This window comes from Rhizobium sp. P44RR-XXIV (assembly GCF_001999485.2).
Taxonomy (GTDB): domain Bacteria; phylum Pseudomonadota; class Alphaproteobacteria; order Rhizobiales; family Rhizobiaceae; genus Rhizobium.
On sequence record NZ_MPVZ02000027.1, the window covers coordinates 139,738 to 159,534 of the forward strand.

At 60.3% G+C, this 19,797-nt stretch carries 19 protein-coding genes; 13 read left to right on the forward strand and 6 right to left on the reverse strand.

Features of this window, described 5'->3' with window-relative positions; all coding sequences use genetic code 11:
- Positions 1 to 19: 19 nt before the first annotated feature.
- The gene (locus tag BSK43_RS13035) at positions 20 to 1,030 is read right to left on the reverse strand and encodes a GntR family transcriptional regulator (RefSeq protein WP_077470601.1); all 1,011 of its coding nucleotides are present in this window, start codon (positions 1,028 to 1,030) and stop codon (positions 20 to 22) included.
- Positions 1,031 to 1,561: 531 nt separating this feature from the next.
- On the opposite strand from BSK43_RS13035, the gene BSK43_RS13040 reads away from it, so the two are divergent.
- The 11 genes from BSK43_RS13040 (at position 1,562) to BSK43_RS13090 (ending at position 13,415) form a co-directional block, all read left to right on the forward strand.
- Entirely contained in the window at positions 1,562 to 2,635 is a 1,074-nt protein-coding gene (locus tag BSK43_RS13040) for an ABC transporter ATP-binding protein (protein ID WP_077470689.1), read from the forward strand.
- A 48-nt stretch (positions 2,636 to 2,683) separates the two neighbouring features.
- On the forward strand, positions 2,684 to 3,583 hold the full coding sequence (locus tag BSK43_RS13045; RefSeq protein ID WP_077470602.1) for an ABC transporter permease: 900 nt from the start codon (positions 2,684 to 2,686) through the stop codon (positions 3,581 to 3,583).
- Between the two features lie 2 nt (positions 3,584 to 3,585).
- Complete coding sequence (locus tag BSK43_RS13050; RefSeq protein ID WP_068389426.1) at positions 3,586 to 4,431, forward strand: ABC transporter permease; 846 nt, start codon at positions 3,586 to 3,588, stop codon at positions 4,429 to 4,431.
- A complete protein-coding gene (locus tag BSK43_RS13055; protein WP_077470690.1) occupies positions 4,431 to 5,171 on the forward strand; it encodes a 3-oxoacyl-ACP reductase family protein in 741 nt (246 codons plus the stop codon). Before BSK43_RS13050 ends, BSK43_RS13055 begins: the two co-directional genes overlap by 1 nt.
- Before the next feature lie 13 nt (positions 5,172 to 5,184).
- The gene (locus BSK43_RS13060; protein ID WP_077470603.1) at positions 5,185 to 5,952 is read left to right on the forward strand and encodes an SDR family NAD(P)-dependent oxidoreductase; all 768 of its coding nucleotides are present in this window, start codon (positions 5,185 to 5,187) and stop codon (positions 5,950 to 5,952) included.
- 90 nt (positions 5,953 to 6,042) lie between these two features.
- Complete coding sequence (locus tag BSK43_RS13065) at positions 6,043 to 7,275, forward strand: extracellular solute-binding protein (RefSeq protein WP_077470604.1); 1,233 nt, start codon at positions 6,043 to 6,045, stop codon at positions 7,273 to 7,275.
- Positions 7,276 to 7,359: 84 nt separating this feature from the next.
- Entirely contained in the window at positions 7,360 to 8,463 is a 1,104-nt protein-coding gene (locus tag BSK43_RS13070; RefSeq protein WP_136686898.1) for an ABC transporter ATP-binding protein, read from the forward strand.
- Positions 8,464 to 8,495: 32 nt separating this feature from the next.
- A complete protein-coding gene (locus BSK43_RS13075; RefSeq protein WP_077470605.1) occupies positions 8,496 to 9,377 on the forward strand; it encodes a polysaccharide deacetylase in 882 nt (293 codons plus the stop codon).
- 369 nt (positions 9,378 to 9,746) lie between these two features.
- Entirely contained in the window at positions 9,747 to 10,799 is a 1,053-nt protein-coding gene (locus BSK43_RS13080; protein ID WP_077470691.1) for a GTP-binding protein, read from the forward strand.
- Positions 10,800 to 10,815: 16 nt separating this feature from the next.
- The gene (locus tag BSK43_RS13085; RefSeq protein WP_077470606.1) at positions 10,816 to 12,054 is read left to right on the forward strand and encodes an extracellular solute-binding protein; all 1,239 of its coding nucleotides are present in this window, start codon (positions 10,816 to 10,818) and stop codon (positions 12,052 to 12,054) included.
- Positions 12,051 to 13,415, forward strand: coding sequence for an amidase (locus tag BSK43_RS13090; protein WP_077470607.1), 1,365 nt, complete (start codon positions 12,051 to 12,053; stop codon positions 13,413 to 13,415). The genes BSK43_RS13085 and BSK43_RS13090 overlap by 4 nt, the downstream gene beginning before the upstream one ends.
- A gap of 80 nt (positions 13,416 to 13,495) precedes the next feature.
- On the opposite strand, the gene BSK43_RS13095 is transcribed toward BSK43_RS13090, so the two are convergent.
- Both BSK43_RS13095 and BSK43_RS13100 read right to left on the reverse strand, forming a co-directional pair.
- Complete coding sequence (locus tag BSK43_RS13095) at positions 13,496 to 13,702, reverse strand: cold-shock protein (protein ID WP_068389465.1); 207 nt, start codon at positions 13,700 to 13,702, stop codon at positions 13,496 to 13,498.
- A 198-nt stretch (positions 13,703 to 13,900) separates the two neighbouring features.
- The gene (locus tag BSK43_RS13100) at positions 13,901 to 15,451 is read right to left on the reverse strand and encodes a winged helix-turn-helix domain-containing tetratricopeptide repeat protein (RefSeq protein WP_077470608.1); all 1,551 of its coding nucleotides are present in this window, start codon (positions 15,449 to 15,451) and stop codon (positions 13,901 to 13,903) included.
- 194 nt (positions 15,452 to 15,645) lie between these two features.
- On the opposite strand from BSK43_RS13100, the gene BSK43_RS13105 reads away from it, so the two are divergent.
- Positions 15,646 to 16,353 (forward strand): alpha/beta hydrolase, encoded by a 708-nt coding sequence (locus tag BSK43_RS13105; protein WP_077470609.1) that lies wholly within the window; start codon positions 15,646 to 15,648, stop codon positions 16,351 to 16,353.
- A 111-nt stretch (positions 16,354 to 16,464) separates the two neighbouring features.
- Here BSK43_RS13105 and BSK43_RS13110 read toward each other — a convergent pair whose 3' ends face one another.
- The gene (locus BSK43_RS13110; protein ID WP_077470610.1) at positions 16,465 to 16,899 is read right to left on the reverse strand and encodes a PACE efflux transporter; all 435 of its coding nucleotides are present in this window, start codon (positions 16,897 to 16,899) and stop codon (positions 16,465 to 16,467) included.
- Positions 16,900 to 16,982: 83 nt separating this feature from the next.
- Between BSK43_RS13110 and BSK43_RS13115 the strand changes: the two genes are divergently transcribed.
- A complete protein-coding gene (locus BSK43_RS13115) occupies positions 16,983 to 17,888 on the forward strand; it encodes a LysR family transcriptional regulator (protein WP_077470611.1) in 906 nt (301 codons plus the stop codon).
- A 47-nt stretch (positions 17,889 to 17,935) separates the two neighbouring features.
- Here the strand turns inward: BSK43_RS13115 and BSK43_RS13120 are convergent, their stop codons facing one another.
- Both BSK43_RS13120 and BSK43_RS13125 read right to left on the reverse strand, forming a co-directional pair.
- The gene (locus tag BSK43_RS13120) at positions 17,936 to 18,919 is read right to left on the reverse strand and encodes an aldo/keto reductase (RefSeq protein ID WP_169055391.1); all 984 of its coding nucleotides are present in this window, start codon (positions 18,917 to 18,919) and stop codon (positions 17,936 to 17,938) included.
- A complete protein-coding gene (locus BSK43_RS13125; RefSeq protein ID WP_077470613.1) occupies positions 18,916 to 19,791 on the reverse strand; it encodes an amidohydrolase family protein in 876 nt (291 codons plus the stop codon). The genes BSK43_RS13120 and BSK43_RS13125 overlap by 4 nt, the downstream gene beginning before the upstream one ends.
- Between the last annotated feature and the right edge of the window lie 6 nt (positions 19,792 to 19,797).

Below are 19,797 nucleotides of genomic sequence, written 5' to 3' on the forward strand. Positions count from 1 at the left end.
CACTCGGACTGCCCGCCTCTCATTCGAGAACGCGGGTCAGATAGGCGGCCGTTACGCTTGGGCCGGGAATGATGGCGACGATCTTCATCTGCGCGATGGTGCGATTGACCGATGCTTCCAAGTGGCTCTCTATCATCGCCGCCGCCGCTTTCACGGCGCCCCGCAGCAGCAGTTCAGTTATCAGGCGCAGTTCCGTGATGATGGCCGGGTCGCCAGGCAGGCCAAGTTGCCTGAGCAATCGCTCGGTCGCCGTGACCGGCAGCAGATTGTTTCGGATCGATTCCTTCAGCCGTTCGTTCGGCGTGGCGAGGATGCAGATGTCGATGAAATCCGCATGGACGGCCTCGATTGCCGAAAGATGATCGGTGGGCTCCAACCGCTCCAGCTCGGAAAGACGCAGGAACAGGTCGTTCAATTGTTCGCGGTCGACCCTGTTTGCGCCGGCGATCAGCGCCTGCGGCTCAAGCATGCCGCGCAGGCCGTAGTGATCCTTGATCATCTGGGCGGTCAGCGGGCCGGCGATCCAATGGGACGACTGGTTCTTGCGTACAAGGCCGCGCTCGCGCAGGCGGGTGAGCACATCGCGAACCACCGTGCGGCTGACCTTGAAATGGTCGGCAAGCTCGATCTCAATGATGCGATATTGGCCGAAGACCACACAGCCGGCAACATCGGCCTCGACGGTGTTGTAGATCCGCTCCCAGGAGGCGCGGCTTTGAAGCGCTTCGTCGGCATGGCGGGGAATGGTGAGGCCAAGCGTCTTGATGTCGGTTCGGTTCGGCTCGATACCCTGGCCGGAGGGGCCGACGAGGTAGCCGCGCCCGTTGAAGCGATGCACCAGCCCTTCGCTTTCCAAGGTTTGAAGAGCCCTCTGCACGGGTGCGCGGGAAATCTGCAGGATGTCGGCGATCGGACCTTCAAGCAATACGACGCCAGGCGGCAGCGTGCTGTCGTCGATATTGCTGCGCAGCACATCCTCCGCGATCTCGTAGCGCTTCTGCGCATTGGGGCGCGTATGGCTTTCGGTCATCTGATGCAATGGACTCACGTCGTTCCGATGCCCCACTCTTACGCGTTTTGTAACGCTAACATAGCGCAAAAATAAATGAGTATTGAATACAAAATATGTTTTTAAATGCAAAATAGCTTATGGTTGCCACGACGGTCGATGTCGAAGGTGGGAGATATGGCGGGCGCAAATCAAATATGCGCGCCCGGCAGATAGCTCGCATACGTCATGTTTTATGGTGATTTTGCGCCGAATAGCCGCGAAACTCCTGCGTCTTTCCTTTCTTCATCCTTTGTGCCTTGGCCCCGACCACTCGACTTTATTAAAAAGCCTATTGAATACAAAAATCATTTATGCAATGCTTCAATCGTCAAGGCGCTCGTTAGAAGCGCCACAGGTGGAACTCATTGAAACGCCAAGGAACATCTCTTTGACGCGCATGTGATCTTGCGCGAACGCAGACCGACGTCCGGTGTCTGGATTGATGGCAATCCGGCAATGGCGGCGCTTTGCCAAAAAGATGGTCCTTGCCTTGAAACTGGTGGGAATTCGGTGTCGACCGTTATTCAGCTCAAGAAAGTCACCAAGTCCTATAACGGCGCGGCCGCGCTGGACGCGGTCGATTTTGCCCTGCCCGATAATGCCTATATCTCGCTGCTCGGGCCGAGCGGTTCAGGCAAGACGACGTTGCTGCGCGTCATCGCCGGCTTCGAGGAGCCGGATTCCGGTTCGATCCTCTTTCACGGCAACCGTCTGGATGGATTAGCCCCGCATGACCGTGGCATCGGCTTCGTCTTTCAGAATTTTGCTCTGTTTCCGCACCTGTCGGTCGGCGAAAACGTCGCCTTCGGACTGCTCAATCGCAAGGTCGATCCCGTGACCGATGTGCGCGTCCTGGCGAGGCGGGTTCAGGACATGCTGGCGCTGGTTGGTCTCAAGGGATTTGACGATCGCGCCGTCACCCAGATTTCCGGCGGCCAGCGCCAGCGCGTCGCCCTGGCACGCACCCTTGTCACCGAACCGAAACTGGTGCTGCTGGACGAACCGCTGGGCGCGCTCGATGCCAATTTGCGCGGCCGCATGCGAACCGAACTGAAAGCCATCCGCGAGCGTTGCGGCGTGACCTTTCTGCATGTCACGGGCAGCGAATCCGAAGCCCTGGCAATGGGCGACCTCGTTCTCGTTCTCGACCGGGGTCGCGTCGCGCAGGCTGCTGCTTCCGATATCGTCTACAATAGCCCGGCCACGGCGGCGGTTGCCCGCTTTCTTAATTGCTACAATCTGTTTTCCGGCGCCGTTATCGATGACGCCTTCGTCGGGGCGGCCGGCCGCTTTCCCTTGACCGCATCGCGAAAAAAGGCGCTGCAGCCGGCCTATGCCATCCGTTACGACCGCGTTTCGATCCGTCCTCGGGACGCGGCGATGTCTGATGACGAGGTCCGCATCGAAGCGGATTTCATCGCCAGCGAATATTCCGGCGCGGCGGTCAATTCCTTCTTCGCGCTCGATGACGGTCACGTCTTTGAGGTTGAATCCCATTTGAGCCACGCCCGGCCGCCGGCCTTTGTCGAAAAGGATCGCTATGCACTCGTTTGGAAGAAGGAGGACGCCCTTGTCTTCGGCTGATGTGACCCTCCCGAAACTTTTTGCCGGATATGCCAAGGGGAGCGAGAGATGACCATGGTTGCCACACGTGAAGAGGCGGTCGAGGAAAGCGTGGCCGCGCGCGGAACGACGGCCAAGACATTCTGGCTGCTGGCGCCGGGCATGATCTGGATGATCGCCTTCCTGGTCCTGCCTATCCTGATGATGGTCTATGTTTCCTTCTGGACGCAGACGACCTTCAAGATCGAGCCGACGCTGACCTTGCAGAGCTGGATTACCTTCCTGACCAGCCCGACCTATCTCGGGGCGCTTTGGACGACGATCCGCATCTGGCTGCTCGTGCTGATCTCGACGCTCGTCGTCGGTTATCCGGCTGCGCTCTTTGTCGGACTCCTCATCAAGAACAAGACGCTGCAGACCGTGCTGCTCGTTCTCTGCGTCATCCCATTTTGGACCTCGTTCCTGATCCGCGTTCTCGCCTGGCGGCCTATGCTCGGCACCGAAGGCGCCATCAACATGATCTTGATGAAGCTCGGCATCGTGCAGCACCCCATAGAAGTGCTTCTCTTCTCGGAGTTGTCGGTGATCATCGGCATGACGCAGATCTACTGCGTCTTCATGGTCGGGCCGATCGCCTTCATGATGGGCCGGATCGACGCCTCGGTCATCGAGGCTGCGCAGGATCTCGGTGCCGGCTTCTGGCGCATCTTCCGTACCATCATCCTGCCGCTGTCCATGCCCGGCGTGGTGGTCGGCGCGATCTTCGTCTCGGTGATGGTCCTCGGCGAATTCGCGACTGCCGCGGCCCTTTCGGGCCGCAAGGTCAATCTGCTCGGAAATATCATCGTCACCCAGGTCGGTTCGCTCAAATGGGCCTTTGCGGCGGTGGCGGGCGTCATCCTGACCATCGTCATGGGCGCGGTCATTGCCGCCCTGCTCAAGGTCGTCGACCTCAGAAAGGAGCTTTGATCATGAACGCTGGCGGCATCAAGCTCGGCCTGGGTGTTTATACGGCCCTCTTTCTCGTCTTCCTTTACGGCCCCCTCGCAGTTCTGGCGATCCTGTCGTTCCAGACGGGGCCGGAGGGCGGTCCACAATTCCCGATCATCGAATGGTCGACCTATTGGTACCAGCATCTCTTCGGGCTGACGCCGCCTTCGCGCATCGCTCCCCTGCCGATCGATCAGGCGCTGATCCGGTCGCTGGCTCTGGCACTGATGACCATGATCGTCTCGACCGTGCTCGGCGTGATGTCCGCGCAGGCGTTTCGCCGCAAGTTCCGTGGCTCCGGCGTGGTCTTCTACCTGATCGTTCTCGGCATGATGGTCCCGGGCGTGCTCGTTGGCCTCGGGATGGCGCTCGTCGCCAACGCCTTCGGCATCGATCGGCACTGGTGGAGCACGGCCTTCGTCCTGCATGTCGTCTACACCTTTCCCTTCGCCTTCCTGGTGATGCTGGCGATCTTCAACAGGTTCGATCCGAGCATGGAGGAGGCGTCCTGGTCACTTGGCGTCACCCCGGCCCGCACCTTCCGCAAAGTGACTTTCCCGCTGATTTTCCCCGGCGTTCTCTCGGCCATGCTCTTTGCCTTCACACTCTCCTATGACGAATTCTCGCGGACGCTGTTTGCCTCCGGCCGCGAATTGACGCTGCCGCTCGCGATCTACGGCACCTTTTCCGTCGAGGTTCATCCGAACGTCTTTGCCTTCGGTGTGCTCACGACCCTCTTCTCCTTCGCGCTTCTCGGCACCTACGCGATCCTGATGGGGATGTCGGTCCGACGCGCCAAGCGCGTCCGTATCCAGGAGGACGCATGATGACGAACAGACTTTCCGCAATCGTCACCGGCGCCGGCTCGGGGATCGGCCGGGCCATAGCCCTTCGACTTGCAGCTGACGGCTACGCGGTTCTGGTCAACGATCTCTCCGGCGAACGGGCGCAAGCCGTCGCATCCGAGATCATCTCGGTGGGTGGTGCAGCGACCGCGATTGCTGGCGATGTCGCCAAGCCTGAGGACGTGGCTGTGACCCATGCTGCGGCGAAGGCCTCACACGGCGACGTCGCCCTTCTCGTCAACAATGCCGGCATCGCGCATCAGGCGGCTTTCGAAGATCTCGAGCTTGCGGATTTCGACCGGATGTTTGCAGTGCATGTCCGCGGCACCTTCCTGATGACCAAGGCCGTCATACCGTCGATGCTCGCGCGTGGCGAGGGCGTGATCGTCAATGTAGCTTCCCAGCTCGGGCAGATCGGCGGCATCGAGCTCGTCCATTACTCCGGCGCCAAAGCCGCGATCATCGGCATGACCAAGGCGCTTGCGCGCGAGGTTTCCAGTCGTGGCGTGCGGGTCAATGCCGTCGCGCCGGGCCCAATCAACACGCCGCTGGTGCAGGGGCTTTCCGAGGAATGGCGCGAGCGCAAGAAACGCGAGCTGCCGCTCGGACGCTTCGGCGAGCCGGAGGAAGTGGCCGCGACCGTCGCTTTTCTGGCGTCGCCGGCCGCGAGCCTTTTCGTCGGCCAGACGCTTGGTCCCAATTCCGGCGACGTGATGCTCTGAAGAGGAGAAGCATATGAACAGCCAAGAAAAGCGCATTGTCATCGTTACCGGGGCGGGTATCGGCATTGGCCGGGCGGCGGCCAAGGCATTTGCCGCACTCGGCGACCATGTCGTCGTCACCGATATTCTCCAAAGCGAGGGCGAGAGCGCTGCTCGCGATATTCTGATCGCCGGCGGATCGGCTGAGTTTCGTCTCTATGACGTGCGCTCGACAGAGGCCGCCAACCGGCTTGTGGCGGATGTCGAAGCCCGCTTCGGCAAGATCGACGTCATCGTCGCCAATGCCGGCATCGCCCATCGCACGCCGCTCGACAAGCTCAGCGACGACAAATGGGACCTGACCATGGATGTCGATCTGAAGGGCATCTTCCGGCTGGTGCGCGCCGCGGCTCCCGGCATGCGCGCGCGCAAATCGGGAAGCATCATCGCCCTCTCATCGATCATGGGTGTCGCCTATGGATGGGACGAGCATGTCCATTATTCAGCGGCCAAATCCGGTGTTGTCGGGCTGGTCAGAGGTTTGGCCGTCGAGCTCGCAAGGGATGGCATCAGGGTCAACGGCATCGCCCCCGGCTATATCCGCACCGCGCAACTGCTTTCGGAAGAGAATTCGCTCGGTCCCGCCGGCGCGGAGAAGGCAGCCGAATTCATTCCAATGGGCCGGCTCGGCGAGCCGGAAGACATTGCCGATGTGATCGCATTCCTTGCGTCGAAGGGCGCGAGATACATGACCGGCCAGGTTCTGGTCGTGGATGGTGGCCTCCTCGTGGGGCGGTACTGATCGTCAGCGGCTAGGTCGCCGCGCGATGCAAGCAATGAAACAGGCCCGGCAAGGGCTCAGGGAACAGCAATCAGCACTGGAGAAGATGAGATGTCCAAAATGGAAATGAACAGGCGCTCTCTGTTGAAACAATCGGCCGGCGTCATGGCGCTGGCGATCGGGGGCGGCACGCCGTTCCTGTCGTCGCGGGCGGCTTACGCGCAGGCAAGCGGTCTTGCCAAGGAACAGCTGCGCACGATCGGGCTTTCCGTCACCGTGCAGGAGCGCATCCTGGATGATTTCCGCAAGGTCAGCGGTGTCGGGCAGACGTCCGGCACGGCCGCGACCTTCCCGGACGCGCAGACCAAAATCCTCTCCGGTTCCAAGGACTATGATTGCTGGGAGATCATCGCCGAGCGGCTGCCGTCGATCGTGATGACCAACAATGTCGAGCCGATCCCGGCCGCGTCGCTGAAGAACTGGGCCAACATCCGCGACACCTTCGCCACGCCTTCCGACAAGTGGGACCCGAAGCAGCAGATCGTAGGGCAGATCTGGGCGGACGATGCCAAGACGACGCTGAACATGGTGCCTGCCGTCTATAACTACGACTCCATCGGCTATAATCCCGATGTCCTGTCGGCCGAGGAGGCCAATACGTGGGCGGCGATCTTCGACCCGAAGTTCAAGGGCAAGTCCGGTCTCAATACCGATCCGCTGATTGCCTTCAGTCAGGCGATCATGGCGATGAACACGCTGGGGCTTTCGAACGTCAAGAACCCGGCTAACCCGACGACGGCCGAAATCGACGAGGCCGCGAAGTTCCTGGTGTCTAAGAAGAAGGACGGGCAGTTCCGCGCGCTTTGGGGCGATTTCGGCGAGCTGGTCAATCTGATGGCATCGGGCGAGATGGTGGTCTGCGACGCCTGGCAGCCGGCTGTCATGGCGGTCAAGGCGCAAGGCAAGGCGTGCAAATACGCCGTGCCGAAGGAAGGCTATCGCGGCTGGGCGATCGGGCCCTCGATGATCGCTGGCACCTCCAACAAGGAAGCCGTGATCGCCTATGCCGACTACTGGCTGTCCGGTGAACCCGGCATCACCGTGTCCGAGCAGGGCTACTATTCACCCTCGACCAATATCCAGAAGGTCATGGCGCCGGACAAATATGCCTTCTGGTACGAAGGCAAGCCTTGGGTGGGCGCCGCCGAACGCGGCATCAAGGAAGGCGATCTGCGCGATGGCGGCTCGCTGGCCGAGCGCGCAAAGAACGTCGCCTACTGGCACCAGTGGCCGGATGAGTACGACCACCTCGTCCAGAAGTGGGATGAATTCCTCAATGCTTAATCCGGCGACGCAGGCTTCGGCCGTTCGTCTCCTGCCCTGTGGGGAGGCCATTCCGGCCTCTCCGCCCACCACCGGAGATCTCTCATGATTTATGACTTGGAACTCATCAATGCCGGCAAGGTCTATGACAATGGCACGCCCGCCGTCATCGACTTCAATCTGGCTATCGAAAAGGGAGAGTTCATCGCCTTCCTCGGTCCCTCGGGCTGCGGCAAGACGACGACGCTGCGCATGATCGCCGGCTTCGAGAGCATTTCCTCCGGCGACATGATGATCAAGGGCGAGCGCATGAACGATGTGCGACCGCAAAACCGGCCGACATCGATGATCTTCCAGAACTATGCGCTGTTTCCGCATATGACCGTCCGGCGCAATGTCGGATACGGGCTTGAAGTCAAGGGCATGCCGAAGGCCGAGCGGGATGCGCGGGTCGACCGTATCCTCGCGACGCTCGGGCTTGAGGATATTGCCGAGCGCAAGCCGGACAAGCTCTCCGGCGGCCAGCGCCAGCGCATCGCGCTTGCACGCGGGCTGGTGGTGGAGCCCGACGTGCTGCTTCTCGATGAACCCCTTGGCGCGCTCGATGCCAATCTGCGCAAGGCTATCCAGAACGAGCTCAAGCTGCTGCAGAAGAGGCTCGGCGTCACCTTCGTTTTCGTGACGCATGCCCAGTCGGAAGCGCTGGCGCTGTCCGACCGGATCGTTGTGATGAATCAGGGCCGCGTCGAGCAGATCAGCCCGCCGCATCAGCTCTATACTCGTCCCGATACGCCGTTCGTCGCGCAGTTCATCGGCCGCAACACAATTTTTGAAGGCGAGGTTGCGGGCGTGCAAGCTGACAATACGCTCGTCTCGACCTCGTTCGGGATGCTGTCGGGCTGCGGCAATGGCGGTCTTTCGAGCAAGGTCAATATCGTCATTCCCTCGGAGGCGATCGAAGTCCACGCGACCGAAACCGCAGCAAGGGATAGCCTCGCCGGCGCTTTCGGCGGCAATGTCGTCGGCGCTCGCGTCGATCGTTTCGATGTCGTCGGCCATATCTCGCAGATCGGCGTCAGCCTGCCCGATGGCCGAGGACTCGCGCTCGAAGCGCATATCGACAAATACCGGCCCGATCTCTTTCCCGTCGGGGCCGACGTCATGCTTACCTGGAACCCGGCCGACGCGACCGTCATTCCAGCTCACTGAGAACTAAAAACCTGATCGAAGGAGGTCATCCCATGGCAAAAGAAATCCTGTGCAGTTTCGGTGTCGACGTCGATGCCGTCGCCGGCTGGCTCGGCTCCTATGGCGGCGAGGATTCGCCTGACGATATCTCGCGCGGCCTTTTTGCCGGCGAAGTCGGCAGCCCGCGGCTGGTGAAGCTGTTCGAGCGGTTCGGCATCAAGACGACATGGTTCATTCCCGGCCATTCGATCGAGACCTTTCCCGAGCAGATGCAGGCTGTCGCCGATGCCGGCCATGAAATCGGCATTCACGGCTATAGCCACGAAAACCCGATCGCCATGACGCGCGAACAGGAAACCGAAATCCTCGACAAGTGCATCGAGCTGGTGACTAAGCTTTCGGGCAAGCGCCCCACGGGTTATGTTGCCCCCTGGTGGGAATTCTCCAACGTCACCAACGAGCTGCTCTTGGAGCGCGGCATCAAGTACGATCATTCGTTGATGCACAAGGATTTCACCCCTTATTATGTGCGGGTCGGCGACAGCTGGACGAAGATCGATTACTCCCGCAAGCCATCGGATTGGATGGTGCCTTTGAAGCGCGGCCAGGAGACCGACCTGATCGAAATCCCGGCCTCGTGGTATCTCGACGATCTCCCGCCGATGATGTTCATCAAGAAGTCGCCCAACAGCCACGGCTTCGTCAATCCGCACGATATCGAGCAGATGTGGCGCGATCAGTTCGACTGGGTCTATCGCGAGATGGATTATGCCGTCTTCCCTATCACCATCCATCCCGATGTCGCCGGCAGGCCGCAGGTGTTGATGATGCTGGAACGGCTCTACGCGCATATGATCAAGCATCCCGGCGTGAAGTTCGTGACGATGAACGAGATCGCCGACGATTTTGCCGCCCGCTTCCCGCGCGGCAAATAGCCGGCTAGTCTGGACAGGGCCAAGCCGTTTTCGGAAGGAATGACCATCATGTGCTCACTGTGCGGTGTTCTCGGTGGCAATGAGCATTGGACCGATGCGGCGGCCCGGCCCGGCGTTTTCACACGTAATCACGCCAGCCCGGAGCGGCGGCGTGAACGCGCCGAACGGGTACGCGCCGCTAATGACATGCTTTGCGCCTTCGGGCTCATTCTCTCGGATTGGCAGGGTACGTCATTCGTCCTGTCAACGAGAACGGGCAAAAGCGAGATCATCGAGGATCTAGGCCATCTCTGGCCGGCGGCTGAAAAGCTCGTCGGCGGCCGTGTGATCCCCTTGATGTCGCGTTCGTTTCAAGAATGGAGGCACGTCATGGTGATTGAGCCAGACGGCTTTCTGCCGGTCAATCTTCTCACCGGCTTCCTCGGCTCCGGCAAGACGACGCTCCTGAAGCGGATTCTTGCGGATGAGGCATTTGCCGACACCGCCGTGCTGATCAACGAATTCGGCGAGATTGGGCTCGATCACGATCTTGTTGAAAGCGTTGATGGCGAGATGGTGCTTCTGCGCTCGGGTTGTGTTTGCTGCACGGTGCGCGGGGAACTCGCCGCGGCACTCAAGGACCTCTACTCCAAACGCGAGCGCGGATTGTTGCCGCCATTTCGCCGCGTCATTATTGAAAGCACGGGCCTTGCCGATCCGTTCCCGGTCTTGTCCACGATCAAGGCAGACCCGGTGCTCAGGCACCATTTCCGCGCCGGCAACGTGATCACGACAGTCGATGCTGTCAACGGAGTGCGCCAGCTCGACACCTATATCGAATCCAACCGGCAGGCGGCGGTTGCCGATCGGCTCGTCATCACCAAGACCGATCTCGCTGATGATCGTGCAACACAGGCTCTTGAGGCGCGGCTTCGCACCTTGAACCCCGATGCGCCGCTCGTCATGGCAACCGACGCCGATCTTGATTTGTCGTCATTGGCCGACATGCGTGAGAAAGCCTCGCCAGGCAACAATCTGTCGCCGAGCGGGTTTTACTGCGAGGAGCCGCTGCAGCTGGTTTCGGCTGACGGAGTGCCTCATCAAGCGACGATTTCCTCCATTGCGTTGAGGGTCGACCGGCCGGTTGACTGGACCGCATTCGGCCTTTGGCTGACCATGCTTCTCAATCGTCATGGGGATCGGGTGTTGCGCGTGAAGGGCATCCTCAATCTCAAGGGCGAGGAGCGTCCCGTCGCGGTGCATGGGGTTCAACATCTGGTTCACCCGCCGGTACATATGGAGGCTTGGCCTTCCGAAGATCGTGCCTCGCGTCTGGTCTTCATTCTGGATGGGCTGGATGGCGCGCTATTGAAACGGTCTTTCGAAGCCTTCACACTGGCTCGAATGCCGCCTGCCGTCCCATCCTTGGCAGCGGCGCAATAGGATAGTCGATCCGTTCATGAACAAGCATCAATCGATAGCGAAAACCGCGCCTGCTCCAGCACTGCATCTGGCAGGGCGGCCGCGCCTGCGCATTCTCGGCACCGCGATCTCGCTGCTGGAGGAGCTGCGGCTGCGGGCGGAGCAGGACCTTGGGATCGACGTGACGTTCGACAACAATGACTTCCTGACGACGCAATACAAGGCGGCGCGGGAGCCGGAAACCTACGATATTTACGATCAGTGCTTTCACAATCTCGATATCGTCTGGCATTGGCGTGCCATCCAGCCGATCGACACGCAGCGCATTGTGCTGTGGGACGAGGTCAACGATCTGACCAAGACCGGTCATATCGGACCCAATCCGCGGCTGGGGCTCGGTGATGTGCCGGCGCGCAAGCTCTTCGTTCAACCCAATCTCGCCTTGGGCGATACGCCATCGCGCTTCATTTCCATGCTGCCGACCACCCATAATTTCGACAGCTTTGCCTATCGGAGCGACCTGGCGAAGAATGATGTCGGCATGCATTCGTGGAGCGCGCTTTTCGACGAGAGATGGGCCGGCCGCGTGGCCCTGGTCGACGAGCCCGCCATCGGCATATTCGATGCGGCACTCGCCGCACAGGCCGCCGGCCTGATGTCCTTCGATGATCTCGGCAATATGTCGGTGCAGGAGATCGATCAGCTGATCGATCTTCTCGAAGAGCGCAAGAAGGCTGGGTTTTTCCGTGGGTTCTGGAAGACCGCCGAAGACGCCGCGCGGCTGATGATCGCCGGGGAGACCAGTGTTCAAAGCATGTGGTCGCCGGGTATCGGTATCCTGAATTCCAAGGGCGTCCCGGTCGAGCAGGCCGTGCCCGCAGAGGGCTATCGGGCCTGGCATGGCGGCCTATGCCTGTCGAAACATCTCAACGGTCGCCTTCTAGATGTCGCCTACGACTATCTGAACTGGTGGATATCTGGCTGGCCGGGCGCCGTCGTCGCACGGCAAGGCTATTACATCTCGACGCCGCAACGCTCGCGCCAGTTCATGACCCCGGCGGAGTGGGGATATTGGTATGATGGAACAGCGGCAACGCAAGACCTGCCAGGCCCGGATGGGCAGACCAGGATAAGGGCGGGCTCGATGCGCAGCGGCGGCTCCTATTGGCAGCGCGCCAATTGCATTGCTGTCTGGAATACGACAATGGATGAGCACAATTATCTTGTGCGCCGCTGGATGCAGCTCGTCGGCGGCCGGGGAGAACAGAGCCTATGACACAGACACATCTCGGCAGGTCGATCGCGCAATTGTCGGTCTTGATCCAGTCCGGCTCCCTTGATCCCGTCACGCTTATCGAAGAGACCCTGGATGCGATCCGCGCCCATGAGGATCAAGCGATCTTCACGAGGCTGCTGGAGGAGCGCGCGAAAGAGGAGGCCGCTGCTTCGTCGAAGCGGCTGCGGGAGGGGCGGTCACGCGGGCTGCTCGACGGCATTCCTGTCGCCTGGAAGGATCTCTTCGCCATCGCCGGCCTGCCGACCACGGCAGGCTCGATCGTGCTGGCGGACGCCGTGCCTGCGCAGGAGGATGCGGATGTCGTCAAGGCGCTGCATGCTGCGGGCATGATTGCAGTCGGCCGGGTCAATATGAGCGAGTTTGCCTTTTCCGGTCTTGGCCTCAACCCGCATTACGGCACGCCGCTCAATCCACGGGCGTCCGACGTCGCCCGGATACCAGGCGGCTCTTCCTCCGGTTCCGCCGTCGCTGTTGCCGCCGGCTTGGTGCCGGTATCGATCGGCACGGATACCGGTGGTTCCGTGCGCATTCCTTCCGCCTTCAACGGTCTTGTCGGTTATAAGGCAAGCCGTGGCCGCTACAGCATGGGCGGGGTTTTTCCTTTGGCGACCAGCCTTGATTCGCTTGGTCCCTTGTGCCGCAGCGTTCAGGATGCCGTCTGGGTCGATGCGGCAATGCGGGGCCATTTGGTCCCCGAGGTCATCCGGGCAAGTCCTGTGGGGCTTTCGGTCGTCGTGCCGACCAACCTCGTCATGGACGATGTCGAGGATGGCGTGGTGCAAGCTTTCGAAGCCGCAATTGCACGGCTGAGCGCAGCGGGGGTGACGGTGCGCCGTGCTGCTTTCCCGGCCTTTGACGCGCTCTTTCAGGTGATGGCCGAGCATGGGCCGCTGGTGACCGCAGAGGCTTTCGCGCTCCATCATCGCCGGCTGGCAGGGCCTGAGGCTGAACGTATGGATCAGCGCGTCGTTGCCCGCACGCGCCTCGGCGAGAAGATCACCCTGGTCGGTTATCTCGAGATTCTGAAGGTGCGGGAGCAACTGATAAGAGACGTGGCGGGTATGCTGGGACCGAATGAGTTTGTGGCCTATCCAAGCGTTGCCCACGTGGCTCCCGCGCTTGCGCCGCTGGAGGCGGATGACGAGCTGTTCGTCAAGGTGAACTTCAAGACGCTGCGCAACACGCTGATCGGCAATTTCCTCGATTGGTGCGGCGTATCCCTGCCCTGCGGCACCGGCGATGCCGGCATGCCGGTCGGGCTGCTGCTGTCGGCTCCCAAGAATCAGGATGAGCGATTGTTGGCAGCGGCTTTGGCTCTGGAAGGCATTGTCGCCGAATAGGGCTGAGCGGCCAGCCGCTTCAAACGAAAAAGGCCGGATCAAATCCGGCCTTTCGAAATATCACTGCACTCGAAGCTCTATCAAGCCTGCAGGTTGTCAGCAGACATCTTGCCGGACTTGCGGTCCTTGACGAGTTCGTAGGAGATCTTCTGGCCATCGTTCAAGCCACGCATGCCGGCTCTCTCTACTGCGGAGATGTGGACGAAAACATCCGTGCTGCCGTCATCTGGTTGGATGAAACCAAATCCTTTCGTTGCATTGAACCATTTTACGGTGCCGGTAGCCATGTTGTCTTCCTTTAATCATTGACTTTGTCGTGACGAGCGCGACGAGCTCGCCTTCAGCAGCAGCAGAGATAGACGGCTCTTGACCGTTAGGAAAGAAGAATTTCAGTTCAATGACATTCTGATTTGTACTCAGCCGGCTTCAGACAACCAGAATGCGAGTGCGGTCATTGGAAATGGAGGTGCCTGCGGCCGATGATCTTATTCAGGCAATCCTGCCAGCCGCATGGCATCCGCGACCGCGTCGGAAATCGCCGGCGCTATGCCAACCGCCGATGACCATCGGCTGATGGAAAAGCCTGGGTCGTATGCGAGCAATCGCTGGCCCGATGCTCTTGCCTCTTCAAGCCGGCCGAGCCTGGCAAGCGGTGCTGCAAGCCATCCATGCAAAATGCTGAAGCCCGGATTCAGTTGAATCGCCCGGCGGCCCGCTGCGATCGCTTCCTCATGTCGACCGAGCAGGAAATTTCCGAATCCGATAATGCCCTGCGGAATGCAGCTCATGGCATCGAGCGGGCTGAGGCGCATTGCCTGCTCTCCCCATGCGATGGCCCGCGCAGCGTCACCACCGTAGGCAACGGGCACGCATCCGAATGAGTAGACGAAGGAGCACGAGGCGCTGAGTGCCAGGGCACGCTCGAAAGCTTCGTCGGCCAGCCTCCTATCCTGGGTCAGCAAGCCGATGGAGAAGCCCGCAAGCGCGAGCGCCATGGCGTCGCTCTGGCCATATTCGATTGCCGCAAGAGCATGATGGACGGATTTCTCGCGGCTCTCCGGACGCATGCCCCCACGCACAAAGATGCTCTGATGCGCCCAGGAGGCAAAGCCATGCGCAAGGGCATAGGCAGGCTCGATGGCAAGCGCCTGCTCCAGCAGCGGCAGCCCTTCGGCGGCACCATCAGGCATGAAGGTATAGACATGCGGCATGGCACGCAGCAGCAAATCGTAGGCATCGACATTGCCGGGTCGCTTGCGCCTGACCCTTTCGATCTCGGCCCGGCGCACATTGGGCTCGATGGCGGCAACGACGCTGATCGTGATCTCGTCCTGTAGCGCAAATATGTCGGTGAGGTCGCGGTCGTATCGTTCGGCCCAAAGATGGCTGCCATCCTCCGCATCGATGAGCTGACCGGTGATGCGCACGCGGTTTCCCGCCTTGCGCACGCTGCCCTCAAGCACATAGCGCACGCCCAGCTCGCGGCCGACCTTGGTCACGTCAACTGCGCGGCCCTTGTAGGTGAAGCTCGAATTGCGCGCGATGACAAACAGCCATTTGATGCGCGAGAGGCCGGTGATGATGTCCTCGACCATGCCGTCGGCGAAGTAATCCTGCTCCGGATCGCCGCTCATATTGTCGAACGGCAAGACGGCGATCGACGGGCGATCGGGCAGCCCTAATCCGGCTGATGGGGTTTCCACCGGTACTGGCGCTTCAATGTCGCCTTCCTCGCGCACGGCGCCGAGAAAGCGGATGCCCTTGCGCATGATCGTGCGGATAAGCCGCTGCTCCTCGCCGCTGTCGTTAAGCGCGCTGCGCACGGCATTGATGCGGCTGCTGAGGGTGGCATCCGAAACGATGCGCCCCTGCCAGACCGAGCCCACCAGATCATCCTTGCTGACTACGCGGTCGCGATTGCAGATAAGATAACACAGAAGATCGAACACTTGCGGTTCGACACGAAGCAATTCGCTGCCGCGACGCAATTCGCGCCTGTCCTCGTCGAGTGCGAAATCCTCAAAATGATACAGCAAGTTAGATGTTCCGGTGTCGCGCTAGGATTGGCGGACCATCGGCACCGTAACAACCTCCGAGGCTAAAATCAAAGCCATCTGAAGGTAAAATCACAACCGTCTGAAGGTCATCTCAAAGCGCCGCCGGAAACGTTCGCTCATAGTGGGGGCGTCAAACAACACCACGTCAAACACAACTTCAAAGGAGAACTCAAATGTCGAATGTTTCTGGCAATGCAGCAGTCAAGTCGGTCGTTCTCGTTCATGGCGGCTTCGTCGACGGATCTGGATGGGAAGGCGTTCACAATATCCTCAAGAAGGATGGCTATGAAGTGATCGTGGTGCAGAACCCCACCACGTCTCTGGCCGACGATGTCGCCGTCACCAAGCGCGCTATCGCAGCTGCCGAGGGTGACGTCATTCTCGTCGGTCATTCCTACGGTGGCGCCGTCATCTCCGAATCGGGCACCGACCCGAAAGTCGCCGGCCTAGTCTATATCACCGCCTTCGCGCCGGACCGTGGTGAATCGGTCGCCACGCTCATCTCCAACCCGCAACCCGGCGATCCGGTACCGCCGATCGTTCCTCCCGTCGACGGGTTCCTGTTCCTGGATCGGTCGAAGTTTGCCGCCTCCTTCGCCGCAGACGTCGAGCCGGAGCTTGCCGCATTCATGGGTGCTTCACAGGTGCCGTGGGGTATCGCAGCACTCGAAGGCAAGGTCTCCGAACCGGCCTGGAGAGTAAAGCCGAGCTGGTATCTCGTTGTTACCGAGGACAAGATGATCCCGCCGGCAGCGCAGCGTGCGATGGCCGGCCGTGCCGAGGCCACCACGAAAGAGGCTCCCGGCAGCCACGCTGTCTACGTCTCCAACCCGGGCGTCGTTGCCGATCTCATCAAGCAGGCGGCTGCCGGCGCTCGCTAAAGCCGATCTCTCTCAGACTAAATGGAAATGCCCCGGCGTCTAAATCAGGCACCGGGGCATTCCGCTCATTAGAATGGGAATTAGTATTGCGATACTCGCGAACGAGGCTCTTCACGATGCCTGCGGCGTCGGCAGCATTCCGATGGGGAAAACACGGTCATAGGCGATGTTGAAGAAGAAGGCATACACCAGATAGAACGCGACGATTGCGATATCCATCGCGAGTGCCGTCATCAGGCTGATGCCGAGATACCAGGCGATGAATGGAATGAGCACCACGATCAAACCGGCCTCGAACAGGGCGGTGTGAGCGATGCGGATGGGTATGGTCTTCTGCACGCTGCCTCTGAGGTGCATCATGGCCCTGTCGAAACCGATGTTGAAAACGAAATTCCACACCGTTGCCGCCGTGGCGGAGATGATGCCGACAATGCCCATATGCTCGAGGGGCTGTTCGAAGAGCAAAGCGGCGCCAGGTGTAAAGATTGCCAGGCCGATGAGTTCGAACATGACCGCGTGTCGGACGCGGTCCTTAAAGCTACGCATTTCACTTCCTCTGTTGTTGTTGACCGTACTTCTATCTGATATTGGCGTTAGATAAAGTTAGATACTATCTGGGATATAGATAGATGACGGTTTCGCTGGAGCAATTGGAGGCTTTCGTCACCGCCGCGGAGGCAGGTTCATTTTCGGCCGCCGCCCGACATCTGCGCAAAGCGCAGTCCGCGATAAGCCTGCTCGTCTCCTCATTGGAGGACGATCTCGGGATCAAGCTTTTCAGCAGGGCGACACGAAATCCGACATTGACCGAGGCGGGGAAAAGGCTGCTTCCGGAAGCCAAATTGCTTCTCGACCGCCGCGAACATCTGATCGGCGTGGCGCGAAGCTTCGAAGAGCATGTCGAGACGAGGCTTGTCGTCGCGATCGACGAACTCTACCCCGAACCTTCAACGGGGGCGCTGTTTGCGGCCTTTGCCGATCGGTTTCCCCATGTTGAACTGGAGCTGCTATTTCCCGCGACCAAGGATGTCGTCGGACTGGTTCTTGGCGGCAAGGCTGATCTCGGTGTCATGTGGCGCGAAGAGGATCTTCCACCGATGTTGGGTTTCCACACCATCGGCTGGGTCCCCCTCATCCTGGTCTGTGGCCGCGACCATCCGCTGGCAAAGTCTCCCGTTACCTGGGAAGAGCTCAAGCGTCACCGCCAGATCATGGTCACCAAGCGAAGCGATGGCACGGAAAAGCATCGCCTGCGGGTTGCCGCCGAGGTCTGGTGGGTCGAAAGCCATTGGGTCATCCTGCAGATTTTGCAGCAGGGTGTCGGGTGGTCGCTGATCCCGGCACACATCCTGGAAAACTCTCCCTTGGCTTCCAAACTGGCGACGCCTTTGCTCCAGTTCGACGAAGGTACGCATCCAGTGCCGCTTGAACTGGTCTGGCACAAGCAACGGCCCGCCGGGCCGGCGGTGAAGTGGCTTCGCGAACAGTTTGCGGCAAGTGGGATCGACTATCGCAAAGCGATACCCGACCCCTGAGGTGGACGGCGTTGCGGCCATCCACCTCGAGAAGCATTTGGCGGCTTCTAAACCACCGCCTCGTCCAGGTCCGTCCAGAAGCTCTCGGGAATCGCCGTTTTCGCCCAGGCCAGATTTTGCTCAATGCGCTCGACGCGGCTCATGCCGAGCACCGCCGCAGAGACGAGGGGATTGCGGAACGGAAACTGGATCGCGGCTGCCTGCAGCGGAACATTGTGGCGCTTGCAGATTGCCTCGATCTTCTTTGCCCTTTCGACGATCTCAGGCGGAGGTGCGCCATAGTCGTAGGTTGCCGCCGAGCTGCCGGTGCCCGTTGCCAGAATGCCGGAGTTGAAGACGCCGACGGCGACGATCTCCACGCCCTGCTTTTGCGCTTCCGGCAACAGATCCGCCTCGGCGCTACGGTCAAGGAGCGTGTAGCGGCCGGCCATCATGACGGCATCAAGGGAGCAAGCCTTGATGAACCTCGTCGCGACATCGCTCTCGTTGACACCAACGCCGATGGCCTTGATATGGCCGGCCTTGCGCAAGTCGTCGAGTGCGGGGTAGCAGCCCTCGATGGCTTCGTTGAAGCGCCGTTCATAGGCATCGCCATGCGTGAAACGATCCACATCATGGATGTAGACCAGATCGAAGTCGGCTATTCCGAGCCGGCTTGCCGATTGCTCAAGCGAGCGCATCGTGCCGGCGTAACTATAGTCGAATACCGGCTTCAGACGGAGCGGCGATGCCCAGAGCCCATAGTCGACGGTCTCTCCATAAGGCGGCACCATATAGCGGCCGGCCTTGGTGGAGACCGTGACGGTCTTGCGATCGATGGTTCGAAGGAAACGGCCGAGGCGTAATTCGCTCAGGCCATGCCCATAGAGGGGCGCGGTATCGAAGTAACGCATCCCGCCTTCATAGGCCTTATCGAGGACGTCGGCCGCCTGCGCTTCCGTTACGTCACGATAAAGCGTGCCGATGCCGCTCGCACCAAAACCGAGGCGCGAGGCAAAGCCGATACGGCTCGCCGAGGAACCGCTGGTCATGCGCTCGGCTCCTGGAATTCCGGCAACCGGTAGGCCTCGATGGCATTCAGCCCGAAGATCTTCCTTCTCTCGGCATCGGTCAGATCCTTGATGCATTCCTGCAGGGCCTCGACCACCCTGTCATAACTTGCAGCGACAAGGCAGACTGGCCAGTCAGTGCCGAACATGCAGCGATCGGTTCCGAAGACCTCAAGCACTTCGTGCACATAGGGTTTCAGATCATCGGCGGTCCATGTCTGCCAATTGGCTTCCGTGACCATACCCGACAGCTTGCACCAGACATGATCGCGCTGGCCGCGAAATTTACGGATCAAAACGGCCCATTCCTCAAAGCCGTTGTTGCGGATCTCCGGCTTGGAAATATGATCCAGCACGAAGCGCGTATCCGGAAATGCTTCGACGGTGCTGATACAGGATGGCAGTTGCGGCAGGTTCGGCACGAGATCGTAGACAAGGCCCGCCTCTGCAACAGCACCAAGGCCTTTCTTGACATCAGGGCGCAGCAGCCAGTGCGGATCGCTCTCCGTCTGGATCAGATGCCGCGCGCCGACGAGCCATTTGCCATATGGCGATGCCTGCAGTTCAGCGAGCGTCTGGGCAAGCTTGTCGTCGGTCAGATCGATCCAGCCGACGACGCCGGCGACGAAATCTGTCTCGTCGGCGGTTTTTATGAAATCCCAGGTCTCGCCGAGATCGTTCCATGTCTGGACGAGGACCGTCCCCGTGATGCCGTTCTTCTCAAGGCTTGGCCTGAGATCAGCCGGCTCGAAGATCCTGTTGAGCGGCTCGAAGGGGCCGCTCAGCCAGCCATAATCGCCGCCGCTGGCGGGATCCCAGAAGTGATGATGGGAATCGATGATTGGACTTGTCATGGATCA